The organism is Rhodococcus sp. NPDC057297 (genome assembly GCF_042667435.1).
Classification (GTDB): Bacteria; Actinomycetota; Actinomycetes; order Mycobacteriales; family Mycobacteriaceae; genus Rhodococcoides.
Genome location: NZ_JBHUZE010000008.1, coordinates 91,012 through 111,586, shown reverse-complemented (window position 1 = coordinate 111,586; position 20,575 = coordinate 91,012). Strand labels below are relative to the sequence as shown.

Genomic DNA, 20,575 nt, shown 5'->3' with positions numbered 1-20,575 from the left:
AAGATTCATTCGAATGAATTAATCTTGGTCGGGTCTCTACGCGCGATTGTCGGCTACGTCGTGGGAGCGGCAGTCACCCCTCGGCATGTCGGCTCGGACTGGGGAACAACAGTCTTGCGCAAAAACTTATAGTCGGGCTCAGTCGATATAGAGAAGGTCACCGGTGGAGTCCTCGCGGCTGATGCTGGCTTGCTGGGTGATGAGGTGCGTGGCGATGCGCTGGTCAGCGATGGTGGCGTCGAGGTAGCCGGAGGCGATGACGAGTTCGAGGGACTCGGGCTGGGTGCCGAGGTCGTGGAGCATGAGGCCGACGGATCGAAAGAGTTCGGCGAGGGGTCGGCGTGCTTGGTCTTCGAGTGCCAGCCGGTCCATGCGTGAAGCCAGTCGTGGGCTTCGGTGGGTGCACCCGTTTTGACCGAGGGCGGGGTGGTGGTCTCGTCTATGTGCTTCTCTAACTCGACCGGAAGTCCAGGTGGCTGCTCGATACTGGTGCGCGGAATGCGAACCGCCACGTCACCTGGGGCGACGTCGGTATTCACGTCGAGGGGTCGGGCATCGTCGAACAGCCACTCGACGCGGGCGTCGACGCCGTACTGGCGAATCGGCTTGGACTGGGCACCAACAGTCTCGCGCAGGAACTTGAGCAGGCGCCGTACGCGTCCGCGGAGCTCAGCGTCATCTGAAGCCGACGTCGAATCCTTACATTTCGAACTAACTGATCAGGACTCAACTTATAGGGAGTGGGTGACACTCACCGGCGAGATGACGCGAACCACCAGACGGCTAGCGGCACCCTGATGAAGACGAAATCGTCTCTATCTGCACTGTTGACATCGCCCGGAGTGTGAAATGTCGAATACCCCAAAATTTACCGGGCCGAGAATCATTCGGATGAATGAACAGACCTACCTATGGCGCCAGGGCCGACCACCCGCCAAGTTGCCAGAGCGCTCGCCGGATACACGCGTCTACTCCGTACCTCAGCTCAACCGTGTTGCGTGTACTTCGCACTGGACCCAAAGCTTTGTGGACGGGACATCTCTCAGCGTTCTTCAGAAGCTTGGCACGTGCGACGCTCGCCAGCTCAACCCCACCAGGTCTGCCAAACTCGTGAGGTCTCGCAATGCTGCAGCCAGTCGTACTTCCACCTCCGCAAACGCATCAGTACTACTGCTGGAATCAGTCCACTGCCAGAATTCGAGGATCGAGCCGATGGTCCCGGCAAGGTTCGCTAGCGAGTCGAACACTGGGTGGCTCTGCTCAGTGGGCGATCGCCTCGCGCGCTCGAGGTCAGGACCGTACGGCAGCGGAAACTCCAGAACGTCGAACAGCCGGACCAGATACAACGTGACATCCGCGATTTCGCTTGTGACCAACTCCAAAGCAGCCAGGTTGACGCGGGCTCCGGGCGAAGAGAACGCACTCGCCACCGCAACAGCTAGTTCGCCGAACTCGCCGCCGAGAGCCAATGCCAAATTTTTGGGAGTGTGAAACTGGCCCCAGTCGCGCTCGACTGCGAACGCACGTTAATCACCCATCACCTCTTCGAGGGTGGTCATTCAGATACGTTAGCGGGTTCGAAGAGTTCGGTGTGCCCCTACTCGCAATCCTGCCAGACGCGCCGCCGACGGCGACCAGTGAGCGAGATCGACTGGGGACTCGTCGCTGGCGCGCGTCACACCCCGCCCCCTGCCGCTCTCTCCTCTAGCATTGGCACGCGGCCCGACGGGCTTCTCGCTCCAGCAGTGTCAAGATATGCCCCACCCGCACGAATCGATTCGTGCTGCCTTGGGGAAATATTGACACTGCTTCGCACTACCGCCGATCATGTCCTAGGGATCTCCGATCCGAATTCGTTTGTCGAGCAGTTATTGGAGGCGATGCTCAAGTCGGATGCGTCTACACCGCAAAAGGTTTCGAGTACGACTGGAGCGGGGTCATTCTCGGACCCGATCTTGTCTGGCGAAGCGGTAAGTTCGTTTCACGCCGCGAGTTCAACAAGGACCCTGCCTTCAAGTCCAGTGAAAAAGTTAGCGATCTGCGGTTCGATCACTTGGTCCGGAATGTTTACAAGGTGCTCCTGACCCGCGGAATGATCGGCACGGTCATCTACTCGACGGACCCCGAGACGCTAGAAGCACTGAAGGAACTCGCGTCAGTACGGTAGGAACATTGGAGGCAAGGATCTTGCGTGCAACTTCACAAGCTCTACTTGGGGATTGGCTGATCCTGATTCTCGGTGAGAATTCTGGAAAGGTCACGAAAGCGCAAGCGCTCGCAGCTATGGAGGGCAGGTTCGGACATCTTCTGAATGCGGTGGATTGGCAACTGCAGCCGTCGGGCAAAGAGGTGAAGTGGCACAACCAGACTGCCTGGGAGCGCAACAATCTTGTCAAGTCCGGAATCTTGGCCCCAGTAAGCGAATCCGGTCGCGGTGTGTGGCGCCTGACAGCCAAGGGCCGAGCACACTACGACCGAATCCGTTCGAGCTTCAACTGACTAACCGTGGCTTATTTATCGGGATTGACCGACGGCCTGGCTGGCTCGGCTGACTTACGACCCACCGCGACATTCTGGAGATTGCGGCCGAGCCATCCGAGGCCACTTGCACCGGCGTCGACTGCTTTGCCTCCGATCGCGACAGCAGCACCACCGACCGCCTTAGCGCGGTTGCCTACTTCTGCCAGCGCGTCCGAGATCGAAGGGTCCTCGTGCTCGATCCATCCTGCAACCTGGCTACCCCTGGCGCTGGCGAAGTCGTCGAGATCTTGACGCAGGGACGATATGTCACGCTTCAGGTCACTGGTCGAGATCCATCGAACGATCTCGAGCGGTTTGACCGTCGCATAATTGGCTAGCTCGCTTCTGGCGTGGATGAGTAGTTCGCCGTCCCGCTCGAAGTGTTCCAGCAGCAACACCCGGGCAGACTTCACAACGGTTTCGAGGTGCTCCGGCTCGGTGGCTCTAACACGCTCGATGCGCATCTTTTGCCACAAGTACAACGACTGCTCCGCAATCACCAAAAGCTGCAACGTCTCTCCGAGCCGCTTGTCCTCCACGGCGTTCTTGAGATAACTCGCCCGATCCTGAACCGGCTTCAGTGAGTCGAAACCCGCTACGGTGCGCTTGGCATGCTCGCGCAACCTCGCGATACCAACCTCGAGAACGGGACCGAGAGACGCGATGGATTCCCAGTCGGCGGTTGGCAGCGCACCAGTCTCTCCGAAAACCTTCGCAATTCGTGAGAGCGCCTCATGGTTGCCGACAACGTCACCTACTTGCGACGCCTGTGCCAGAACAAGGATCTTGTCGACGGTTCCCTGGACACGCTCGACTGCATCGGCAACGGACTGAACCGCAGTTTGCAAAGCAATCTGGACTGCGAGCATCTGAACGCCCAACGCACGTGTCGGCGTCATCGACACGTTTTGCCACTGCATCTGCCCGCGGAACTTGTGCGACGCGTCGACGACGGTCATACGGTTGTATCCGCCGGTCCCGGGCATGACTCGATACGACTGCAGCATCTTCAGACTCTCAGGAGAGAGTCGGACAAACTGCCCCTGTCCTACGGCGTTGGTGGCCGCGGCACCGGCCACCGCAGCAGCTGACGTGAACGACGTCTTGTCCACGCCCGTCACCTGAACCGCATCACCGGCGAGGTCCTTGATCCGAGCCAGGTAGCCCTCTACGGCTACGTCGTCGCCAGACACCAGAACACCTTCCGGTTGGACCGAGACCGCGATACCAGCGCTCGCCAGAAAAGCCTGGTCGTCTTCGGAATACGGGGTCGGCAAAGACTCGTCTGTCATGTGGTCCATCCTGTAGCGAGGCGAAAGTGTTCGCCCGAATATAGGCGATTGCCCGGTTTTGTTACAGCATGAACAGTTCCTCGACTCCCTGCGCACTGCTAACCGAACTGGTAGAACCGACTCGTGGCCCTCTTTGCGAAAATTCCCCGCCGGGTGAGCGCGTGACTTCAGCTCTAGCCGGGTTCACGCTCCCCCAACTGTCCACGTTCGACCCGCCGGTCTCCGGGGAAGGCAGCCTCGACCCGATGGGACTAGGGGCGATCTCGGAGCGATTGTCCGACGTGTTGGTCCCCGGGTTCAGAGCGCGAATGTCCCGCTATCGCCTACTGACCGCCATGGCTGTGGGCTCCGTCGTGTGCGAGCCGTTCGAGTCCGAGCGGGCCAAGGACGGTGTAACCACACCACAGATCGCGTTCGAGTGGATCGTCCTGGAAGCGTTCGCGCGCAGCTCCAACACCGCATTGCGCGGCATCCCCGGTCTGCAGAAGGCCAGGGCGGTGAAGGACCGGCGAGACAGGCTGTCCGCGAACTCGTATTTGAAGGGGCCGTCAGTCTTCGGTTTTCACGGTGTCTACAAGCCACTGGCGACCGACCTCGATATCGTGACGAGAACGCTGTCACCAGGCCGCCGGCAGCCTGCCCTGATCGAGGCGTGGGAACGAGAATCGAGCCTCACTGGGTTTCTCGACGGCAAGGCCGGCTCCCCAGGAGGAGACTTACGCAAAGATATCCACGCCGCTATGAGGCGCAGTTTCGATACCATGCGGTGCGAGGTGGCACCGACCGGCAAAGCAATTCGAACACTCGCCGAGGCACTCGACCCCGACGACGCTGGCGCTGGCGAACGTTGCGAGCTCCGGACTGCCTTCGACGACGGCCCGGCACTCCGCAGCGAACTCGCACGCCTCCTTGAAGTCGGACTCGATGACGCAATGACCGAGCGCGAGGCAATCGCTGTCATCGCCGATGCCGCGTCAGCGGAACTCCGTCAAATTCTCGATGCGGTGGTGGCGTACGAGAACTTTGCTCGCACGCTCGACGTCTGCTTCCGCACGCTGTGCCACGTGTCGTACTCCCTCAACACCACGCCGATCACCCCAGCATCGATACACGAGCATCCGACCTTCGTCGAGTCGGCAGCCCGACTACCCGGCTTGCACCGGCGCGTCACTGACACCCTTGGATCCGTACTGTCATCCACAATCGAGTTCGACACGCGGTTCTCGGAGTTCGCAGACTCGACAACCCCGGCGGACTTGGCTGAGCTCATTATGAACCACCATTCGAGCATTCAGGCGTCGAAGCCGCCCCTGGGCAAGCGGTCCTGGTTCGAGCCTTACCGGGACGGATGGCTGGTGCGACCAGGCTACGAAGTGAGCGTGCAGCCAGCTCTGGATGGGCCCTTTATTCACCCGACGCGCGTCCAAGCGCTGCGTCGCTTTCTTTGGGACACAGCCATATGACCGCGAAGATGCTGGATCACTGGTCTGCCCCCGCGGGAAGCGGCTCGGCGATAGCCGCCCTGGCCACTACCTACACGTTCGATTCGCAGTTCTTCACCGACGATTGCCTCAGTCGGTTTCTCGCCCTGTCCGCAGTGACGGGTGAGGGTGACAAGATCAGTTCCACCGCAGCACTATTCGAAGAAGAACTACGACTGAGTGAGACCACCGCTGTCTCCGTCTTGATAGACAGGGGAACACAAGCCGACAGGCGAAACCTCCGATGGGACATCCTGCCTGTTGCGACCGGACACGGCCTGCTCCATGCGAAAGTCGTTGTTCTTGTGTGGGAACACCATGCGCGCATCGTCGTGGGGTCTGCAAACCTGACCCCGGCAGGCTATCGGCGGCAGCTCGAAGCGGCAGTTGCGTTCGACATCGCAGAGGGGTGCCAAGTTCCCCGCGGTACCCTGACCGGAATCGTCGACGAGCTCCGTTCCTACCTTGCTCTCCTCCCCGTCGAGGCGGAGCCATCCCTGAACCGCGCTGTCGGCACGCTCGACCTCGTCACCGAACGGATCGACGCGCACGCCCCATCATCACCGAACGGTAATCCAGTCCATCTGGCCGTTGCACCCTCAGCGCCCGGGCGGTCCCCGTTGGATGCCTACGAATCAGTATGGCGCACATCGAAGAAACCCCTGCGCGCCACTGTCTTGTCGCCCTTTTGGGACGCAGCCACAAGCAAGTCAGCGATGAACGCCATCTACGCGCTCCTGACTGGGCAACCAAAGACGGCGCGCAGTGTGACGGCCGTCTTGGGAACCGACGTGCTCGGCGCCATCATGGCGCCTCGCGAACTTGCCGGTCAGGTCGACAAAGTCCGCGCCCTGGAACCCGTGGACAAAGAGCAGCGCACGCTGCATGCCAAGACCCTTCTTTTGGAGAACGACGAATGGGTCGCGTGCCTTATCGGATCGTCGAATGCCACGTCGGCCGGTTGGGGCCTTCACCCGACGCGCGGACACCGCGAACTCAATATCTGGATCGGTGCTGCACGCTCCTCGCCCACGGGTCGTGCACTACGCAACCTGGTCAAGGCGCAGGGGTCGGTCGATCTGAGTTCCGCGACGGTCGTCGAAATCGACGAAGACAGCACCGAACTACCCTCTTTGCCTTCATTCTTCAAGTGGTGCACCGTCGACGTCACGCCCACCACCGCGTCGCTGACTTTGAGTTTCGATACTTCGCACAGCGAACCGAACAACTGGTCGGTGTACGAAACGGTCGGCACAACGACCACTGAACAGCGAACATGGCGCGCACAGTCGCAACCTACGTCCATCGTCGTCGACATCGACAGGTCTCGCGTCCCGTCATTTCTCACGGCCACATGGACGGAAGACGGGGAGAAGAAGACTGCGCAGTGGTTCGTCAACGTAGCTGACCCCAGCACGCTGCCGCTGCCGAATGAACTCGCAGACCTTCCGGCTCAGCTACTACTGGACGCCTTGAGTTCGACGCGCCCCATTCCCGCTGCCGTCGAACACGAACTCCGCAAGAACGAAGCACGTAAAGCCGCGGGCGCAGACCCCACGGACGCGCTTCGTAGGTTCGACACGAGTGGGCTTCTCCTACATCGGACTCGGACGCGGTCCGTCGCACTATGGGGAATGCGTGAGCGCCTGAGTACCCGTGCATCATCGCCGGCAGTTCTGCGCAGCCGTCTGTTCGGGATCATCGGTCCCGTCGAGATCGCCCGGCTTCTTACATCGGACAAGCCTGGAGTCGAAGCGGAATCAGCCAGCGAACGTCATTTTCTGTTGGCCGAGATCGCGCTGACGCTCGGTACCGTCGATTGGACGACCGCGTTGCAACGAATCGACACTGGTGTCGCCAAGTCGATTCTCACCGAGGCATTCTCCGCCATAGAGGAATACCAAGGCTCCCTCGCTCACGACGAGGTCGGCTCGGAAACGATCGAGTACGCCGCCGACGCATTCAAGGAGGCACGTACCGCATGTGGACTTTGAGTTCCGGGGTCGAACTAGCCAACGACAACGTACCGGCCGTCGATGCCGAACGTCAGCAGAAAACTGCAGCGGAAATCCTCCGCCGTTTCACGCATCAACCTGGATTGATCTTGGCCGACGAGGTCGGCATGGGCAAGACCTTCGTAGCGTTGGCTGTGGCGGCTTCCGTTGTGCGCGCAGCCGGACACGAGCAGCCGGTCGTTGTCATGGTGCCGCCGTCAGTCGCGGACAAGTGGCCACGAGAGTGGGCGACGTTCGCAGAGAAGTGTATGTCCGACGCGTCGGACATACGAGTTTCCGGCGCGGTCCGTCATGGCATCGAATTCCTCAAGCTACTTGACGACCCACCAGACCGTCGCAAGCACATCATCTTCCTGACTCACGGCGCGCTCAACAGGACAACGAATGACCCCTTCGTGCGGCTGGCGCTTCTGCGCAGGGCCGGCCGGCGGCGCGCAGAATTGCAGAAGAAGCGGCCCGCGATTGCCAAGAACGCGTCGGTCCTACTGGGTGACAAACGCTTCAAAGACGAGGAATTGATCGGGTGGATGCTCGAGACGCCCGAGAACAAGTGGATGGATCTGTGGAACAAGTACTCCAACTCCACGTCCCTCGACGACGACCCCGTCCCCGCGGCCTTCGTCGATGCCATCGACAACGACATCCTGGAACCGCTGAGGGATGCCCTGGCCCTGTTGCCGATGCGCCAGTCGGCCAACTTCGACGCTCGGTTGGCGGAGGCGAAAGCTGCGTTGACCAAAGCGATGCGCGACGCGTGGACGGACAGCCTGCGCAAACTGGATGTACATCTTCCGCTTCTGATTCTGGACGAAGCTCACCACGTCAAGAACGACAACACGATGTCAAGCCTGTTCGCCAACGAGGCCGAAGAAGACGCAGAAGCTTTGAAGGGACCACTCGGCGGGATGTTCGACCGAATGCTGTTCTTGACTGCAACCCCCTTCCAGCTCGGGCATCACGAACTACTCAGCGTGCTCGGACGATTCGACGGCGTTCGATGGCAGACAGCTGAAGACCGAAAGGCTTTCAAAACGACGGTCGAAGACCTGGGCAATGCCCTCGACTCGTCCAGATCGGCCGCCATTCAGTTCGAGAAGCGTTGGTCCGCAATCGACCCCGTCGAAGACGCTTCATTGGTGGACCTCCCGAGTTTCGACACACCCGAACGGACCGGATTGAGCTCCGCGGCTCGGGCCGCAGTGACATCAGGAGCTGTGGCACGAATCGCGAATTCTCGTGCCGCGGCAGCACTACGGCCGTGGGTCATTCGACACCTCAAGCCGAACGATCTGGAACGCAGACGCTACCGTGCTGGCGCAGCTGTGTTGGACAGCTCTGCAGGCGACATAGGCCTGCCGATCAGCAATGCGGCAGCACTTCCGTTCCTGTTGGCAGGGCGAGCAGATGCTGTAGCGCGACTGTCCAAGGACGCCACCGGCTCGACCCGCTCGCTATTCTCATACGGAATTGCCTCCTCGTTCGAGGCCTATCGCAACACTCGGTCGAGTGGAGCCGCCACAACCGACGATACCGAGACTCCGGCGCCGATGGCCACGGTGTCGGGACCTGTCAAGTGGTACCTGGACCGCATCGAGAAACTATTGCCGGACGACCCCGCAAGCCACGCCCGACATCCCAAAATAGCGGCAACCGTCGAGCGCACACTTCAATTGTGGGACGACGGCGAGAAAGTTCTGGTCTTCTGCTTCTACCGCGAGACCGGAAAAGCGTTGCGCCTGCACATTGCACGCGCACTGCAGAAGCGAACCACCGAACGCGCGGCAGCAGCATTGTCGATTGATCCCTCAGATCCGTCGGCCGTCAGTGAGGCCACCACTCGGCTCAGTGCGCGGCTGCTCCGAAGTGACGGAGCGGGATACACACGAATTCGCGACACCGCATCGTCGTGGGCTCCCATGCTGGATGAGCCGTCGCGACGTCGTCTGGGCGAAGTTGTCGTGCGCTTCCTCCGCACGGAATCGTTCCTGGTGAGGTTCACTCCGCTGTCGCCGACCATGACCGTCGACGACCTGCTCGCTGGCCTGGAGACCGTCGGCGCAGGCGGGGTTTCTTTGCGCCGCCGCATCGAATCGTTTGCTGTGTTTCTGTCTCGGCGACCGCTCGAGGACAGAGAACGCATCCTTGAGATTCTCATGACCACTCGTACGGGAGACATCACCGTCGACGAGGGCGACACCGACGAGATCGACCCCGGCGAGCAATCGTCCCAACAAACCAATATCGCGCCCAACGTGCGTCTCGCAAACGGCGAGGTGGCCCGCGAGACACGGCAGCGCCTGATGGCGTCGTTCAATTCTCCGTTCTTTCCCGACGTGTTGATCGCGAGTTCGGTCATGGCGGAGGGCGTCGACCTCCACACCGCGTGCCGCCATGTCATCCACCACGACCTGGATTGGAACCCGGCGACTTTGGAGCAACGCACGGGCCGATTGGATCGCCTCGGGTCCGCAGCTCTGCTCGCCGGGGAGCCAGTCATCGTGTACGAGCCATACCTGGGCGGCACCCACGACGAACGGATGTATCGCGTGGTGAAGGACCGTGAGCGGTGGTTCGGTGTTGTCATGGGTGATACGCGAACCAAAGACGATGCGGACGATCAGAGCGAGAAGCTACCCCTGCCGTCAGCTTTGATCGAGGAACTCACCATGGATTTGGCCGTCACATGATGCTGCCGCCCGCCGAGCCGATTCAGTTGATTCCCGGCCAACGCGCGTTCATCGGATTCGGTCGGCCTTGGAAGCACGCGGTCATTGCGTTGATGGGGACCGAGACCGGCTACAAGCCGTGGTTCTACAGTGACGAGATGCGCGACGGTGACGTGCTGATCACCGTCCTCGACACTTCACCTCGGGTGTTCGGCTGTATCGAGTTCATCGGATGGGACTTCGTCGCCGATTGCTTCAACATCAAGGCAAGCGCCAACCTCTATCGACTCCCGGTCGTTCCGGAGTGGATGACGCTGCCCGCACAGTCGGAACCTCTCGACGTGCCACTAGCCGACAAGTTGCTCAACGCACTCGGACGAGAGCGATGGGGCGTCACCCAATACAAGTTCGGACTTGCTCCGCCATCGACAGCCGAGGCAGCCCGGGTCATTCTGAACAGTGGCAGTCTTTGCACCCACTGCGATGCCCGGATAGACCTAAATCAGCCTGACCCCGCGGATCAGATCCACACGCATCTGGCAGCGGCTTACTCACACGTGGAAAATCACTATTCCGATTGGCCTGCCGCCCTCTGCCAGACTTGTTATCTCGACATGAGCACCCAAGGATTTCTCAATTACCTGGACTTTCGATTCTCGAGTAACCCCCAATGCCCCAGGTGTTTCGCGAGGCGATCGACTGAGTGTGTCTACCAGCCTTATGTGACGGACGTGCAACCGTCTGATGCCCCCTGGGACGTCGACGCTGCCGATTACCCTCTCGGCCCGGACGGGTCCTGGTTATGCCACCAGTGCCACTTCGTCTTCGGCGACGCCCCGCCCGGACCAGCCCACTGGCGCTGGTAGTCGACCCAGTCGCTTTCCGGACCTGCTTGAGTAAGCGCGGCGAGCGTCCGCTGGTAGGCAGTCGAAGCGGCGAAATGTCGTACCCCGCCGATACAGTGAGGGAAAAATTGCTTCCCCAGCACGAGGAGATCCAGTTGTCTGTCCCCGGCGACAACGCTGCTGCGCGCAACATCGGCGACGAGGAGCTCAGTTCGAGCCGCCTCGCGCCCGCCTCGGTCTGCCCCCGTTGGTATTTCGCGACCACAATCAACGCGGAGCGCTATGCGGTCATCGCAGACCTCGAACACAACTACTCCGGGTGGTCCGTGGAGATTGCCCACGAAGGAAACGTCCACCTCGGTCAGCTTTCACAGAAGGCCCTATGGCGCAGTGAAGAACCTGACTTCAACCTCATCGGGTTGGGCGATCCGGTCACCGGCTGGGCTGTACCCATCGATGGCGGCGCGATCGTGGAGGCGTTCATCACCCCAACTGGCACACGCATCGAGCTCGACAAGTGGGTGTACACCATCGAATGGCTCGTCGAATCCCTCACCGATCAGCCAGTAGCGCTCATCATCGACCTCGGTCCGAACGACTACGTCCAGAACGAGGACGATCCTGGCGACGTCCCGTGTGCCCAGCTGCAGGTAATGGCCGATGACGTGTACATGGTTCGCCGTTCTCGCACCGAACTTGGCCATCTGATGTTGACCGACTACTCCACTGCCGGAGTCACCCTCGACAAGTGGTACCTGCAAGAGCACTTCCACGACTGCACAGACGGCTACATGTTCACCCGAGATCGCCGCCTGGCTGCGGAAATATGCGCAACCTGGTTCCGTGACAACCAGGAAGCCAACATGACGAGCGAACTCGGCTGCAACTATCGCTACGCCGACGAACTGCTGTCGGAGGATCCAAAGCTGTTCTGAGGGTCGGTCGCCCCGCCCCGAGACCCAGTCATCCACAACAACACGTCAAGCAGTCGTATTGTCGAAATATCCTGCAGCTCTGCAGGCGCGGCCGAACGAATCCAAGTCGGCAATAGGCAAGCCCAGCGGTGAGTGATGATCCCTCAGTTCGCTGCGTCCGAGGCCATACCGCCTGGAACACCTCGACCGCCTATTCGGCACGCTTCAGGTGCTGCTCCACTGATTCCCGGCCGGTGAGGAGGAGGACGAGACGCCCGGCGGGAAGGGTGATTTCCAGGCCCTTTCCGATGCGAAAGTCCATGTCCGACGCCACGGCGGTGTGTCCGCGCAGATCGACGCCGAAGTGTTCCATTCGGTTCTTCGTTTTGATGACGTTCAGCGTCGTCAGCAATTGCTCCGGGGTGGCGGTGTGGGGGCGGCCGAGCCCCTCGGTGAGATCAAGTCCGTGAATGACGTCGTGACAGAAGGAGTCCGCGAGGTCCCCGCCGGGGACCTTCCACTTGGTGGAGACGTTGGCGTGCAGCACCTCGACCAGCTGGACGCGCGTCATACGCTCGATGTCCCGGCGCGCCAATCGGTCTGCCGCACGGTCGAAGTCTCCCCGCGCCGAGATCATCGCCATCATCAGCCTGGGCAGTCCGATTCTGAAGGGCATGGACAGGTGCGCCGCCAGATGTTCGACGGTCCAGCCGTCGCACAAGGTCGGGTGCGTCCACTCCGTCTCGCTCAGGCTGCCGAGCAGCTCTGCAGTAGCTGTTCGCTGGTCCCGTGTCATGGCGACGAATTTTTCGTCGGTTACGTTCTCGGTCACGCCTGAATGCTCCTTGCCGCGGTTTCGGGTGGTCTGGGGGTGTCGACCCCTCCCCCGCCGAAAATTCATCGCGACCGAGAGAAACGTCAGCTCAGGCGTGCATTTCCGCGGTGAAGGTCATGCGGTCCCCACGGTAGAGGGAGCGTCTCTGTTCGATGGGCATACCGTCCTTGTCGAAGGAGACACGATTGAGCAGGAACATCGGCGTCCGGGTGTCCACCGTCAGCAGAGCAGCTTCTCTGGCGTCGGGCAGCACCGTTTCGATGGTGTCGACGACGCGACCGAAAACGACTCCACGGGTGCGTAGTTCGGCGTAGAGCGAGACGCGGTAGTCGAAGGTCTCCACCAGACCGGGAATCCGATACTCCGGAATGCGCGTGGTTTCGAGGCCGACGCGTGTACCGTCCGTCGTGAACACACGCTCGAGCTGGACGACCGCATCACCCGGCTCGACACGCAGCAGCTCGGCAGTGTCGTCGTCGGCCTTGCTGACGGTCCAGCCGACGAGAATACGAGTTGCCGACAGCCCCTTGTCACGCGCCGCTTCGGTGTAGGAGCCGATAGCGAGTGGCAGAACCACTTTGGGCGCAGCGACCACGGTGGCGCGCCCTCGGCGCTCGACTCTCCCGGCTACCAACAACTCTCGCATCGCCTGCCGCAGCGTCTCCCGCGATACCCCGTGCCGCTCGGCCAGATCTCGCTCGGACGGAAACGGGTCCCCCGGCGACAGATCGTCGAGCAGCGCGTCCAACTCGCGACGCACGACTTGATGCTTGAGCACCCGAGGTTCCGAGTCATCGACCATGACCTGACCATAGCAGCAATTGGTCTAGACCTAAGTTGTCGAGAGTCGTTCACGTTCCGTTCATGCCAGCAACACGCATTGGTCTATACCAAACGACATCGTTTCCCTCATGCCCAACGCCACCAGCCTCGCCCACCTACCGTCGGCCACCGAACGCACCCTCCCCGTCGAGCTCGTCGTCATGGATATGGCAGGCACCACCGTGTCCGACGACGGCCTGGTCCTCGCGTCGTTCGACGCCGCCGCGACCTCGGTGAGCCTCCCCGAAACCGGCCCCGAACGCGAGGACGCGCGCCGATACGTCCTCGACACCATGGGCCAGTCCAAAATCGAGGTGTTCCGCGCACTGTTCGGCGACGAAGACCGCGCCCAGGCTGCGAATTCCGCGTTCGAAGCCGCCTACGACGCACGGATCGACAGCGGCGTGACCGCCATCGCCGGAGCAGCCGACGCCATCACACGACTACGAGACGCCGGCACCAAAGTCATTCTCACAACAGGCTTCTCGCCGGCAACTCAGGAGCGCATCCTCGACACGCTCGGCTGGAAGAACATCGCCGACGCGTACCTGGCGCCCGGTGACGCCGGCCGCGGCCGTCCGTTTCCGGATCTGGTGTTGACTGCCGCACTACGCGCGCAGGTCAGCGACATGACGGCCGTGACCATCGTCGGTGACACCTCCAACGACATCGACTCCGGACGACGTGCAGGCGCCTCGGTGCTCGTCGGCGTCCTCACCGGCGCGCACTCGGAAGACCAACTGCGCGCCGCCAATCCCACGCACGTACTCCCCAGCGTCGCCGATCTCCCTGCTCTTCTCCTGCACTGACCCTCTCCACACAGACCTCGAGAACGGACATCACCGCCATGATCACTCTCGCTTCCCGCCGCGCCGGCATCGCCGCCGCAATCTGTTCGGTGACGGCCCTCGTCGCCGCCGGCTGCTCCAGCTCCGGCGCCGACGCCACCAACGAGCAGGGCTTTCCCGAAACCATCACGCTGGCAGCCATTCCCGCCGAGAACTCCACCGACCTGCGGGCCAGCTACGACCCGGTGATCGAGCGCCTCCAGCGCGAGACGGGCGCCACCGTCGAGTTCGTGCAAGCCTCGGACTATGCAGGCGTCGTCGAAGGCCTGATCGCCGGCAACGTCGACCTCGCGTTCTTCGGACCGTTCGCCTACGTGGTCGCCGGAATCAACGGTGCCGAGATGACGCCGCTGGGCGCCGTCGTCCAGGACGAAGGAACCCCACCCGGATACCAGTCCTACGGAATCACACGCTCGGACAACGCGTCCGTCAACTCCCTCGCCGATTACGCGGGCAAGAAGGTGTGCTTCGTCGACCCGAGTTCCACATCGGGATACCTGTACCCGTCTGCGGGCCTCATCGAGGAAGGCGTCGTCGCCTCGGGATCCGAGGGCGACATCTCCGCAGGCGTCACGCCGATCTACGCGGGTGGTCACGACGCATCGGCGCTCGCCGTCAAAGCAGGCGACTGCGACGCCGGATTCGCGTTCGACACCATGGTCGACCGGACGATGATCGACAACGGCGAACTCGCACCCGGTGAACTGAAGACGGTGTGGAAGTCCGAGACGATCGCCGGATCCCTGTTCGCCGCCAACAACGACCTCGGCACCGAGGCGATCGACAAGCTGAAAACGATCTTCAGCGAGGGCACGAACTCCGACGCCTTCATCGCCGACGGCATCTGCTCCGAGGAATGCCGCATCACCGACGAAGACGCCTGGGGCGTCGTGCCCGCCCAGGACAGCGACTACGACGGCGTCCGCCACGTCTGCGACGTGACCGGCTCCGAGAAGTGCCAGGGCTGACCATGTCTCCCCTGATCGAGCGCAAGGACATCGTCGTCAGCGCACACGACGTCACCAAGAAGTTCGGGACCACGACCGCACTGAAGAACGTCAACCTCGACGTCCACCGCGGAGAAATGCTGGTGCTATTGGGCCTTTCGGGGTCCGGGAAGTCCACTCTGCTGCGCTGCATCAACGGTCTGCATCCCATCACGTCGGGAAACATCACCGCCCTCGACACCCGAGTCGACCTGGCGTCGCGACGGTCGGTGCGCGACCTCCGCAAGAAGGTCGGCTTCATCTTCCAACACTTCAACCTCGTCGGACGTCTGAGCTGCCTCGAGAACGTTCTCGTCGGAGGCCTCGGGCGACTGGCCGTTCCACGCTACGGCGCAGTGACCTATCCCAAAGCGATGCGCGCCGAGGCACTTCGGTGCCTCGACCGCGTCGGGCTCGCCGACTTCGCCGAACGCCGCGCCGACACTCTCTCCGGCGGTCAGCAGCAACGCGTCGCCATCGCTCGCACGCTGATGCAGCGGCCGAGCATCGTCCTCGCCGACGAACCCGTCGCATCGCTCGACCCGGAGAACGCCGGAATCGTCATGGACCTGCTACAACGCGTCTGCACCGAGGAGAAGCTGACGGTGGTGTGCACCCTGCACCAGGTCGACCTCGCGCTCGGGTGGGCACACCGACTCGTCGGGCTGCGCGACGGCGAAATCGTTCTCGATCGACCGGCCGCAGGACTGGCACGAGAGGACATCATGCCGATCTACCAGCGGATCGCACCGGAGGAAGACACACGCTCGGCGGCGAAGCGGTGACCATCACCCTGGAACCGAAAACCGAACCCCCACAGACCGAGTCCCGACGGCGGTGGCTTCTGCCGTCACTCGGCGCGATCGCGGTCGTGCTGACGCTCTTGTCCGCCGGCTACATCGATTTCGCACCCGCCGCGCTCGTCGACGGGCTCGAAGACGTGCAACGACTGCTCGGCCGGATGCTCCCACCCCGCGTCGACGACACCGGCCGGATCGTCTCGCTCGCCTTCGACACCCTGTTGATGGCAGTGCTCGGCACCGTTCTGGCCGCGATCGTCTCCGTACCACTGGCGTTCCTCGCGGCACGCAACACGACGCCGCACCCGATCGTCTACAGCGTGGCGCGCGCGATCATCACCTTCTGCCGCGCGATGCCCGACCTGCTGTTCGCCGTCCTGTTCGTCCGCGCCCTCGGAATCGGTGTGTTGCCGGGCATTCTCGCCCTCGCACTGCATTCGATCGGCATGCTCGGCAAGCTGTTCGCCGACGCCATCGAGGAGGCCGACGGCGGACCACGCGAAGCCGTGCGCGCCACCGGCGTCGGCTACGTCCGAGAGATGATCAATGCTGTTGTACCGCAGGTCATTCCCGCATGGATCGCAGCGTTCGTCTACCGGATCGACATCAACCTCAGGATGTCCGTCGTGCTGGGATTCGTCGGCGCGGGCGGTATCGGTTTTGCTCTGCAGGACGCCCTGCGCGGGTTGATCTATCCCCGTGCACTCGGCATCGTTCTCGTGATCCTCGCCATCATCGCGGCGATGGAGTTGGCTGCCATCCTTTTGCGGCGAATGCTGCTCGTCCCGTCGGCGGCGGGACCCGCTCGCGATCGCGCCATGAAGATGGGCGCGTCGGCCGTTCTGATCGTCACCACTATTGCGTCCTTCGTCGTCCTGGAACTCGACCCCAGGTCGTTGTTCACCTGGATCGGGCCGTCGATCGAGGTGTTCGGCCGCATGGTCCCACCGGACTTCTCCTCTCTCGGTGCAGATCTCGTCGACGCCACCGTGCAGACCATCGCGATCGGCATCGTCGCCACCGCCATCGGCATCGTTCTGTCCATCCCGGTCGGCATCCTCGCCGCACGCAACGTCACTCCTCATCCGGTGGTGTACTGGCTGGCCAGATCATGGATCCTGCTGGTCCGCGCCGTACCGGAGCTCATCCTTGCGGTCGTGTTCGTCGCAGCGCTCGGCCTGGGCCCGGTTGCCGGCACGTGCGCGCTCGCGATCGGCTCCGTCGGGTTCCTCGGAAAGCTCGTCGCCGACGCGGTCGAGGAGATCGACTCCGGTCCGCTCGAAGCGGTATCGTCCGTCGGCGGTGGCTGGTGGAACAAGATCGTCAATGCAGTCGTGCCGCAGGCAGTTCCGTCGATCGTCGGATCGAGCCTGTATCTGCTCGACGTCAACATCCGCACCTCGACCATCCTCGGAATCGTCGGTGCAGGCGGAATCGGATTCCTGTTGTTCGAGTCGATACGCACACTCAACTTCGACGTGGCAGGCGCCATCGTCCTCGTCATCTTCGTCGTCGTCTACGCAGTCGAAAGGATTTCCGGATGGATCAGGTCACTCCTCGTCTGACGCAGGCAGCGGTATGGACGCCCGACGGCATCGACATACAGACCCTCGAGATCCCGGAACTCACGTCGGGAGACGTTCTGGTGGAGGTCGCCCTCGCCACCGTGTGTGGGAGCGACCTGCACACGGTGACGGGTCGACGCCCCGCGGCGTGCCCGTCCGTTCTGGGGCACGAGGCCGTCGGGACGGTGGTTGCGGTAGGCGACGACGCGTCGGCCTCGGTCGGTGACCGGGTGGTGTGGTCGGTGACCGTGCCCTGCGGACGATGCGCGCGGTGCGCGTCGGGATTCACCGCGAAGTGCGTCGACGTACGCAAGGTGGGGCACGAATCCGCCGTCGGCGAATGGGCTCTGAGCGGTTCCTACGCCCGGCACATCGTCTTGCCGAAGGGCACCGCGATCGCGCCCGTACCCGAGACGATGCCCGACGCCGTGGCCGCGCCCGCGGCATGCGCGACGGCGACCGTGATGGCGGCGCTCCAGGCCGCGGGCGACCTGGTCGGCCGACGGGTGCTGATCTACGGCGCGGGAATGCTCGGCATCACCGCGGCCGCCGCGTCGGCTCATCGAGGTGCAGTGAGCGTGTTCGTCGTCGATCACAATCCTCAGCGGCAAAGTCACGCCCGTGCCTTCGGCGCCATCGACGACGACGATCAGTCGGTGGACGTGGCAATCGACTTCACCGGCGCCGCGGCAGCGGTCCAAGCTGCGCTCGGAAGACTCGACACCGGTGGGCGACTCGTTCTGGCCGGATCGGTCACCCCCGGCCCACCGATCAGCGTCGACCCCGAACGCGTCGTGCGCGGATGGTTGACCATCACCGGCGTGCACAACTACGAGCCACACCACCTGACCCAGGCCGTCGACTTCCTGCATACGACCGGTGATCGGTACCCCTGGGCCGAACTGGTCGACGCCCCGGTACCCCTCACGGACCTCGCACGCGTCCTCGTCCCGACGCGACCGGGCATACTCCGAGCATCCGTCGCTCCCGGCGCTTCCTGAGGTCGGCGGTGCGGCTCCCGGCGTCGATCGAACGTGTCGGTGCCCGGTGCCAAGATATCGGCATGTCACAACTCGACGACGGATTCACACCGCCGAAGGCCTGTGTTCAGTGGTGCCAGTTGCGCAGCTACGAGTTGCAGGTTCTCGACGACGGGGTCGAGGTGGATCTCGATTGGTGGAACCTGCATCTCCGCAACGCGGGCCATGACATCCGCCTGCGCGGACGCGACCTCGACGGCGCCGTCGTCAGCGACGGTTCGGCCATCGTGCAGCGCAACGATCTACGCGTCGGCACCGCCCTCGTCGTGGGCGATCAGCCGTCGCTCGGTCTGCTGTTCTTGTGCGCGGCGTGGCAGGGTGGGCACAGGAACCGCAAATCGAAACGACGTTTTCCCGACGTCCAGAACCCGCACCTCAGCCGGCCGGACGAAGACCCGTTCGCGAAAACCCGGGCCGTCCTGGACCGGTGCATTCGAGACCGCATCGTTCCCGAGCTACCAGGCGGCTCGTGGTCCGGCTGGCCGGATACACCCGGTGTCGGAATGTCATTGATGGCCACGTTCCTGTGGGCCACCGAGACGTCCGTCGAGCGCGGCAAGGCTCAGCTCATCGACCAGTACGGCGTCTCGACGCTCATCCACGAGGGGTGGCTGGAGGATCCCGCGGTCACCGGATTCACCCGCAAGCGGTACGAGCGCTACGTCGAACTGCTCACCCGCTGGGCGTCGGACATCGGTACCCGCCCCGAGCTGGTGGAGATGTGGCTCGTCGAACGGTGGAACGCCCGTCGGCGAGAGGCGCGCGAAGGCCGATACGCGGAGCCAACTCTGTTCTGAGGTCCACCCGCGTCACAGATCGGTCGGTCGAGTGTCGTCGACGTGAATGGAGTTTCCGCCGGCCTTCTTGGCCGTGTACATCGCGGCGTCGGCCCTGTCGCAGGCACGCCAGAGATCCTCGACCGACGAGCGGGCCGGCAGCCGTGCAACACCGATGCTCACCGTCGTGCTGCCCGCTCGTCCCTTGTCCAGGTGGACGAGGAGCCGCTGTGCCCGCGCGAGCGCCTCGGCGTCTTCCGCCTCGACCAGGATCAGAAATTCCTCTCCCCCGATCCGCGCCGACAGTGCAGGCGCCGGGAACTCCGCGTACAGGGTGCTCGCGATGTCTCTGAGCACCATGTCGCCGTGAGCATGCCCGTAGCTGTCGTTGATGCCTTTGAAATCGTCGAGATCGACGATCATCAGGGAACCAGGGCCCCGCACGCGCTCGGCGAACACGGAATCGAACCCACGCCGATTCAACAGACCGGTCAGCGGGTCGTAGAACGCGGACGCAGCATCACGCCGAAGCAACAGCAAAAGCATGTGCGCGAGGATTGGCGCCGAAAACAGCACGAGCGTCAGGACCACGAGGTACGCACACGCCAGCACCACATCGGCATCCGGCGACGTCACCGCTTCGGTGAACAAGATCCCGACCGTGGTGACCGACAGAACTTGATGAGCGACGAACAGCTTCGGGCTGTGGAACGTGACGATGTAGCTGCCGATGACTCCCAGAGCAGCCGCGCACGGCAAAGCCACGAACGGATCCCGCAACGACAGGAGCAGCACGACAGCACCGATTTCGAGATAGCCGACGAACACTCGCGACATCGTCCGCGAAAGCCAGGACCGGCGGAGCCACACCAGGGCGATGACCGTTGCGGTCGCCGCGAGCGAATACGCGATCACCCGCCCGTTCCCATCTGGCACACCGGCAGGCGTGTGCGCCGCCAGCACGCAGAGCACTGCATACAGTCCGCACCACGACGACACCGCCCAGTTGGCATTGCGAAGAAGCGGATCCCGTCGGTGATACGCGACGGTCCAGTCGTAGTCGGCGGGGTGATACCACCATCGCAAAAACTGTCGCATCGTCCTCAGGCACGCCCTCTTGCAGATCCCATGGATCACCGCAGCCCGGAACGTTACCGAGCCGACCCCTCG

At 62.7% G+C, this 20,575-nt stretch carries 19 protein-coding genes; 13 read left to right on the top strand and 6 right to left on the bottom strand.

What is annotated here, in order from left to right:
• Positions 1–138: 138 nt before the first annotated feature.
• Both ACFULT_RS21150 and ACFULT_RS21145 read right to left on the bottom strand, forming a co-directional pair.
• Complete coding sequence (locus tag ACFULT_RS21150; protein WP_378482349.1) at positions 139–372, bottom strand: hypothetical protein; 234 nt, start codon at positions 370–372, stop codon at positions 139–141.
• Between the two features lie 680 nt (positions 373–1,052).
• Positions 1,053–1,469 carry a hypothetical protein gene (locus tag ACFULT_RS21145; RefSeq protein WP_378482348.1) on the bottom strand — a complete coding sequence of 139 codons (417 nt, stop codon included), beginning with the start codon at positions 1,467–1,469 and terminating at the stop codon, positions 1,053–1,055.
• A gap of 311 nt (positions 1,470–1,780) precedes the next feature.
• Between ACFULT_RS21145 and ACFULT_RS21140 the strand changes: the two genes are divergently transcribed.
• Positions 1,781–2,167, top strand: a complete 387-nt coding sequence (locus ACFULT_RS21140) for a DNA/RNA helicase domain-containing protein (RefSeq protein ID WP_378482347.1) — start codon at positions 1,781–1,783, stop codon at positions 2,165–2,167.
• 20 nt (positions 2,168–2,187) lie between these two features.
• Positions 2,188–2,499, top strand: a complete 312-nt coding sequence (locus tag ACFULT_RS21135) for a winged helix-turn-helix domain-containing protein (RefSeq protein WP_378482346.1) — start codon at positions 2,188–2,190, stop codon at positions 2,497–2,499.
• Positions 2,500–2,510: 11 nt separating this feature from the next.
• Here ACFULT_RS21135 and ACFULT_RS21130 read toward each other — a convergent pair whose 3' ends face one another.
• The gene (locus ACFULT_RS21130; RefSeq protein ID WP_378482345.1) at positions 2,511–3,812 is read right to left on the bottom strand and encodes a hypothetical protein; all 1,302 of its coding nucleotides are present in this window, start codon (positions 3,810–3,812) and stop codon (positions 2,511–2,513) included.
• Between the two features lie 161 nt (positions 3,813–3,973).
• Between ACFULT_RS21130 and ACFULT_RS21125 the strand changes: the two genes are divergently transcribed.
• The 5 genes from ACFULT_RS21125 to ACFULT_RS21105 all read left to right on the top strand — a co-directional run bounded on the left by ACFULT_RS21125 (position 3,974) and on the right by ACFULT_RS21105 (position 11,754).
• On the top strand, positions 3,974–5,275 hold the full coding sequence (locus ACFULT_RS21125) for a hypothetical protein (protein WP_378482344.1): 1,302 nt from the start codon (positions 3,974–3,976) through the stop codon (positions 5,273–5,275).
• A complete protein-coding gene (locus tag ACFULT_RS21120; protein ID WP_378482343.1) occupies positions 5,272–7,287 on the top strand; it encodes a hypothetical protein in 2,016 nt (671 codons plus the stop codon). The genes ACFULT_RS21125 and ACFULT_RS21120 overlap by 4 nt, the downstream gene beginning before the upstream one ends.
• Positions 7,275–9,995, top strand: a complete 2,721-nt coding sequence (locus tag ACFULT_RS21115) for a helicase-related protein (protein WP_378482342.1) — start codon at positions 7,275–7,277, stop codon at positions 9,993–9,995. Before ACFULT_RS21120 ends, ACFULT_RS21115 begins: the two co-directional genes overlap by 13 nt.
• Positions 9,992–10,840 carry a hypothetical protein gene (locus tag ACFULT_RS21110; protein ID WP_378482341.1) on the top strand — a complete coding sequence of 283 codons (849 nt, stop codon included), beginning with the start codon at positions 9,992–9,994 and terminating at the stop codon, positions 10,838–10,840. Before ACFULT_RS21115 ends, ACFULT_RS21110 begins: the two co-directional genes overlap by 4 nt.
• A 134-nt stretch (positions 10,841–10,974) precedes the next feature.
• Entirely contained in the window at positions 10,975–11,754 is a 780-nt protein-coding gene (locus ACFULT_RS21105) for a hypothetical protein (protein ID WP_378482340.1), read from the top strand.
• Between the two features lie 190 nt (positions 11,755–11,944).
• Here the strand turns inward: ACFULT_RS21105 and ACFULT_RS21100 are convergent, their stop codons facing one another.
• Positions 11,945–12,565, bottom strand: a complete 621-nt coding sequence (locus ACFULT_RS21100) for a maleylpyruvate isomerase family mycothiol-dependent enzyme (RefSeq protein WP_378482339.1) — start codon at positions 12,563–12,565, stop codon at positions 11,945–11,947.
• Positions 12,566–12,656: 91 nt separating this feature from the next.
• Positions 12,657–13,370: a GntR family transcriptional regulator gene (locus ACFULT_RS21095; protein WP_378482338.1), complete on the bottom strand. Its 714-nt coding sequence runs from the start codon at positions 13,368–13,370 to the stop codon at positions 12,657–12,659.
• Between the two features lie 109 nt (positions 13,371–13,479).
• Between ACFULT_RS21095 and ACFULT_RS21090 the strand changes: the two genes are divergently transcribed.
• The 6 genes from ACFULT_RS21090 (at position 13,480) to ACFULT_RS21065 (ending at position 19,426) form a co-directional block, all read left to right on the top strand.
• The gene (locus ACFULT_RS21090) at positions 13,480–14,199 is read left to right on the top strand and encodes a phosphonatase-like hydrolase (RefSeq protein ID WP_378482337.1); all 720 of its coding nucleotides are present in this window, start codon (positions 13,480–13,482) and stop codon (positions 14,197–14,199) included.
• A gap of 38 nt (positions 14,200–14,237) precedes the next feature.
• On the top strand, positions 14,238–15,206 hold the full coding sequence (locus ACFULT_RS21085) for a phosphate/phosphite/phosphonate ABC transporter substrate-binding protein (protein WP_378482336.1): 969 nt from the start codon (positions 14,238–14,240) through the stop codon (positions 15,204–15,206).
• A gap of 2 nt (positions 15,207–15,208) precedes the next feature.
• Entirely contained in the window at positions 15,209–16,009 is an 801-nt protein-coding gene (gene phnC, locus ACFULT_RS21080; protein WP_378482335.1) for a phosphonate ABC transporter ATP-binding protein, read from the top strand.
• On the top strand, positions 16,006–17,589 hold the full coding sequence (gene phnE, locus ACFULT_RS21075) for a phosphonate ABC transporter, permease protein PhnE (protein WP_378482334.1): 1,584 nt from the start codon (positions 16,006–16,008) through the stop codon (positions 17,587–17,589). Before phnC ends, phnE begins: the two co-directional genes overlap by 4 nt.
• The gene (locus ACFULT_RS21070; protein ID WP_378482333.1) at positions 17,565–18,590 is read left to right on the top strand and encodes a zinc-binding dehydrogenase; all 1,026 of its coding nucleotides are present in this window, start codon (positions 17,565–17,567) and stop codon (positions 18,588–18,590) included. Before phnE ends, ACFULT_RS21070 begins: the two co-directional genes overlap by 25 nt.
• A 62-nt stretch (positions 18,591–18,652) precedes the next feature.
• Complete coding sequence (locus ACFULT_RS21065; protein ID WP_020112777.1) at positions 18,653–19,426, top strand: hypothetical protein; 774 nt, start codon at positions 18,653–18,655, stop codon at positions 19,424–19,426.
• 12 nt (positions 19,427–19,438) lie between these two features.
• On the opposite strand, the gene ACFULT_RS21060 is transcribed toward ACFULT_RS21065, so the two are convergent.
• Positions 19,439–20,503, bottom strand: coding sequence for a diguanylate cyclase (locus tag ACFULT_RS21060; protein WP_378482332.1), 1,065 nt, complete (start codon positions 20,501–20,503; stop codon positions 19,439–19,441).
• Positions 20,504–20,575 lie beyond the last annotated feature (72 nt).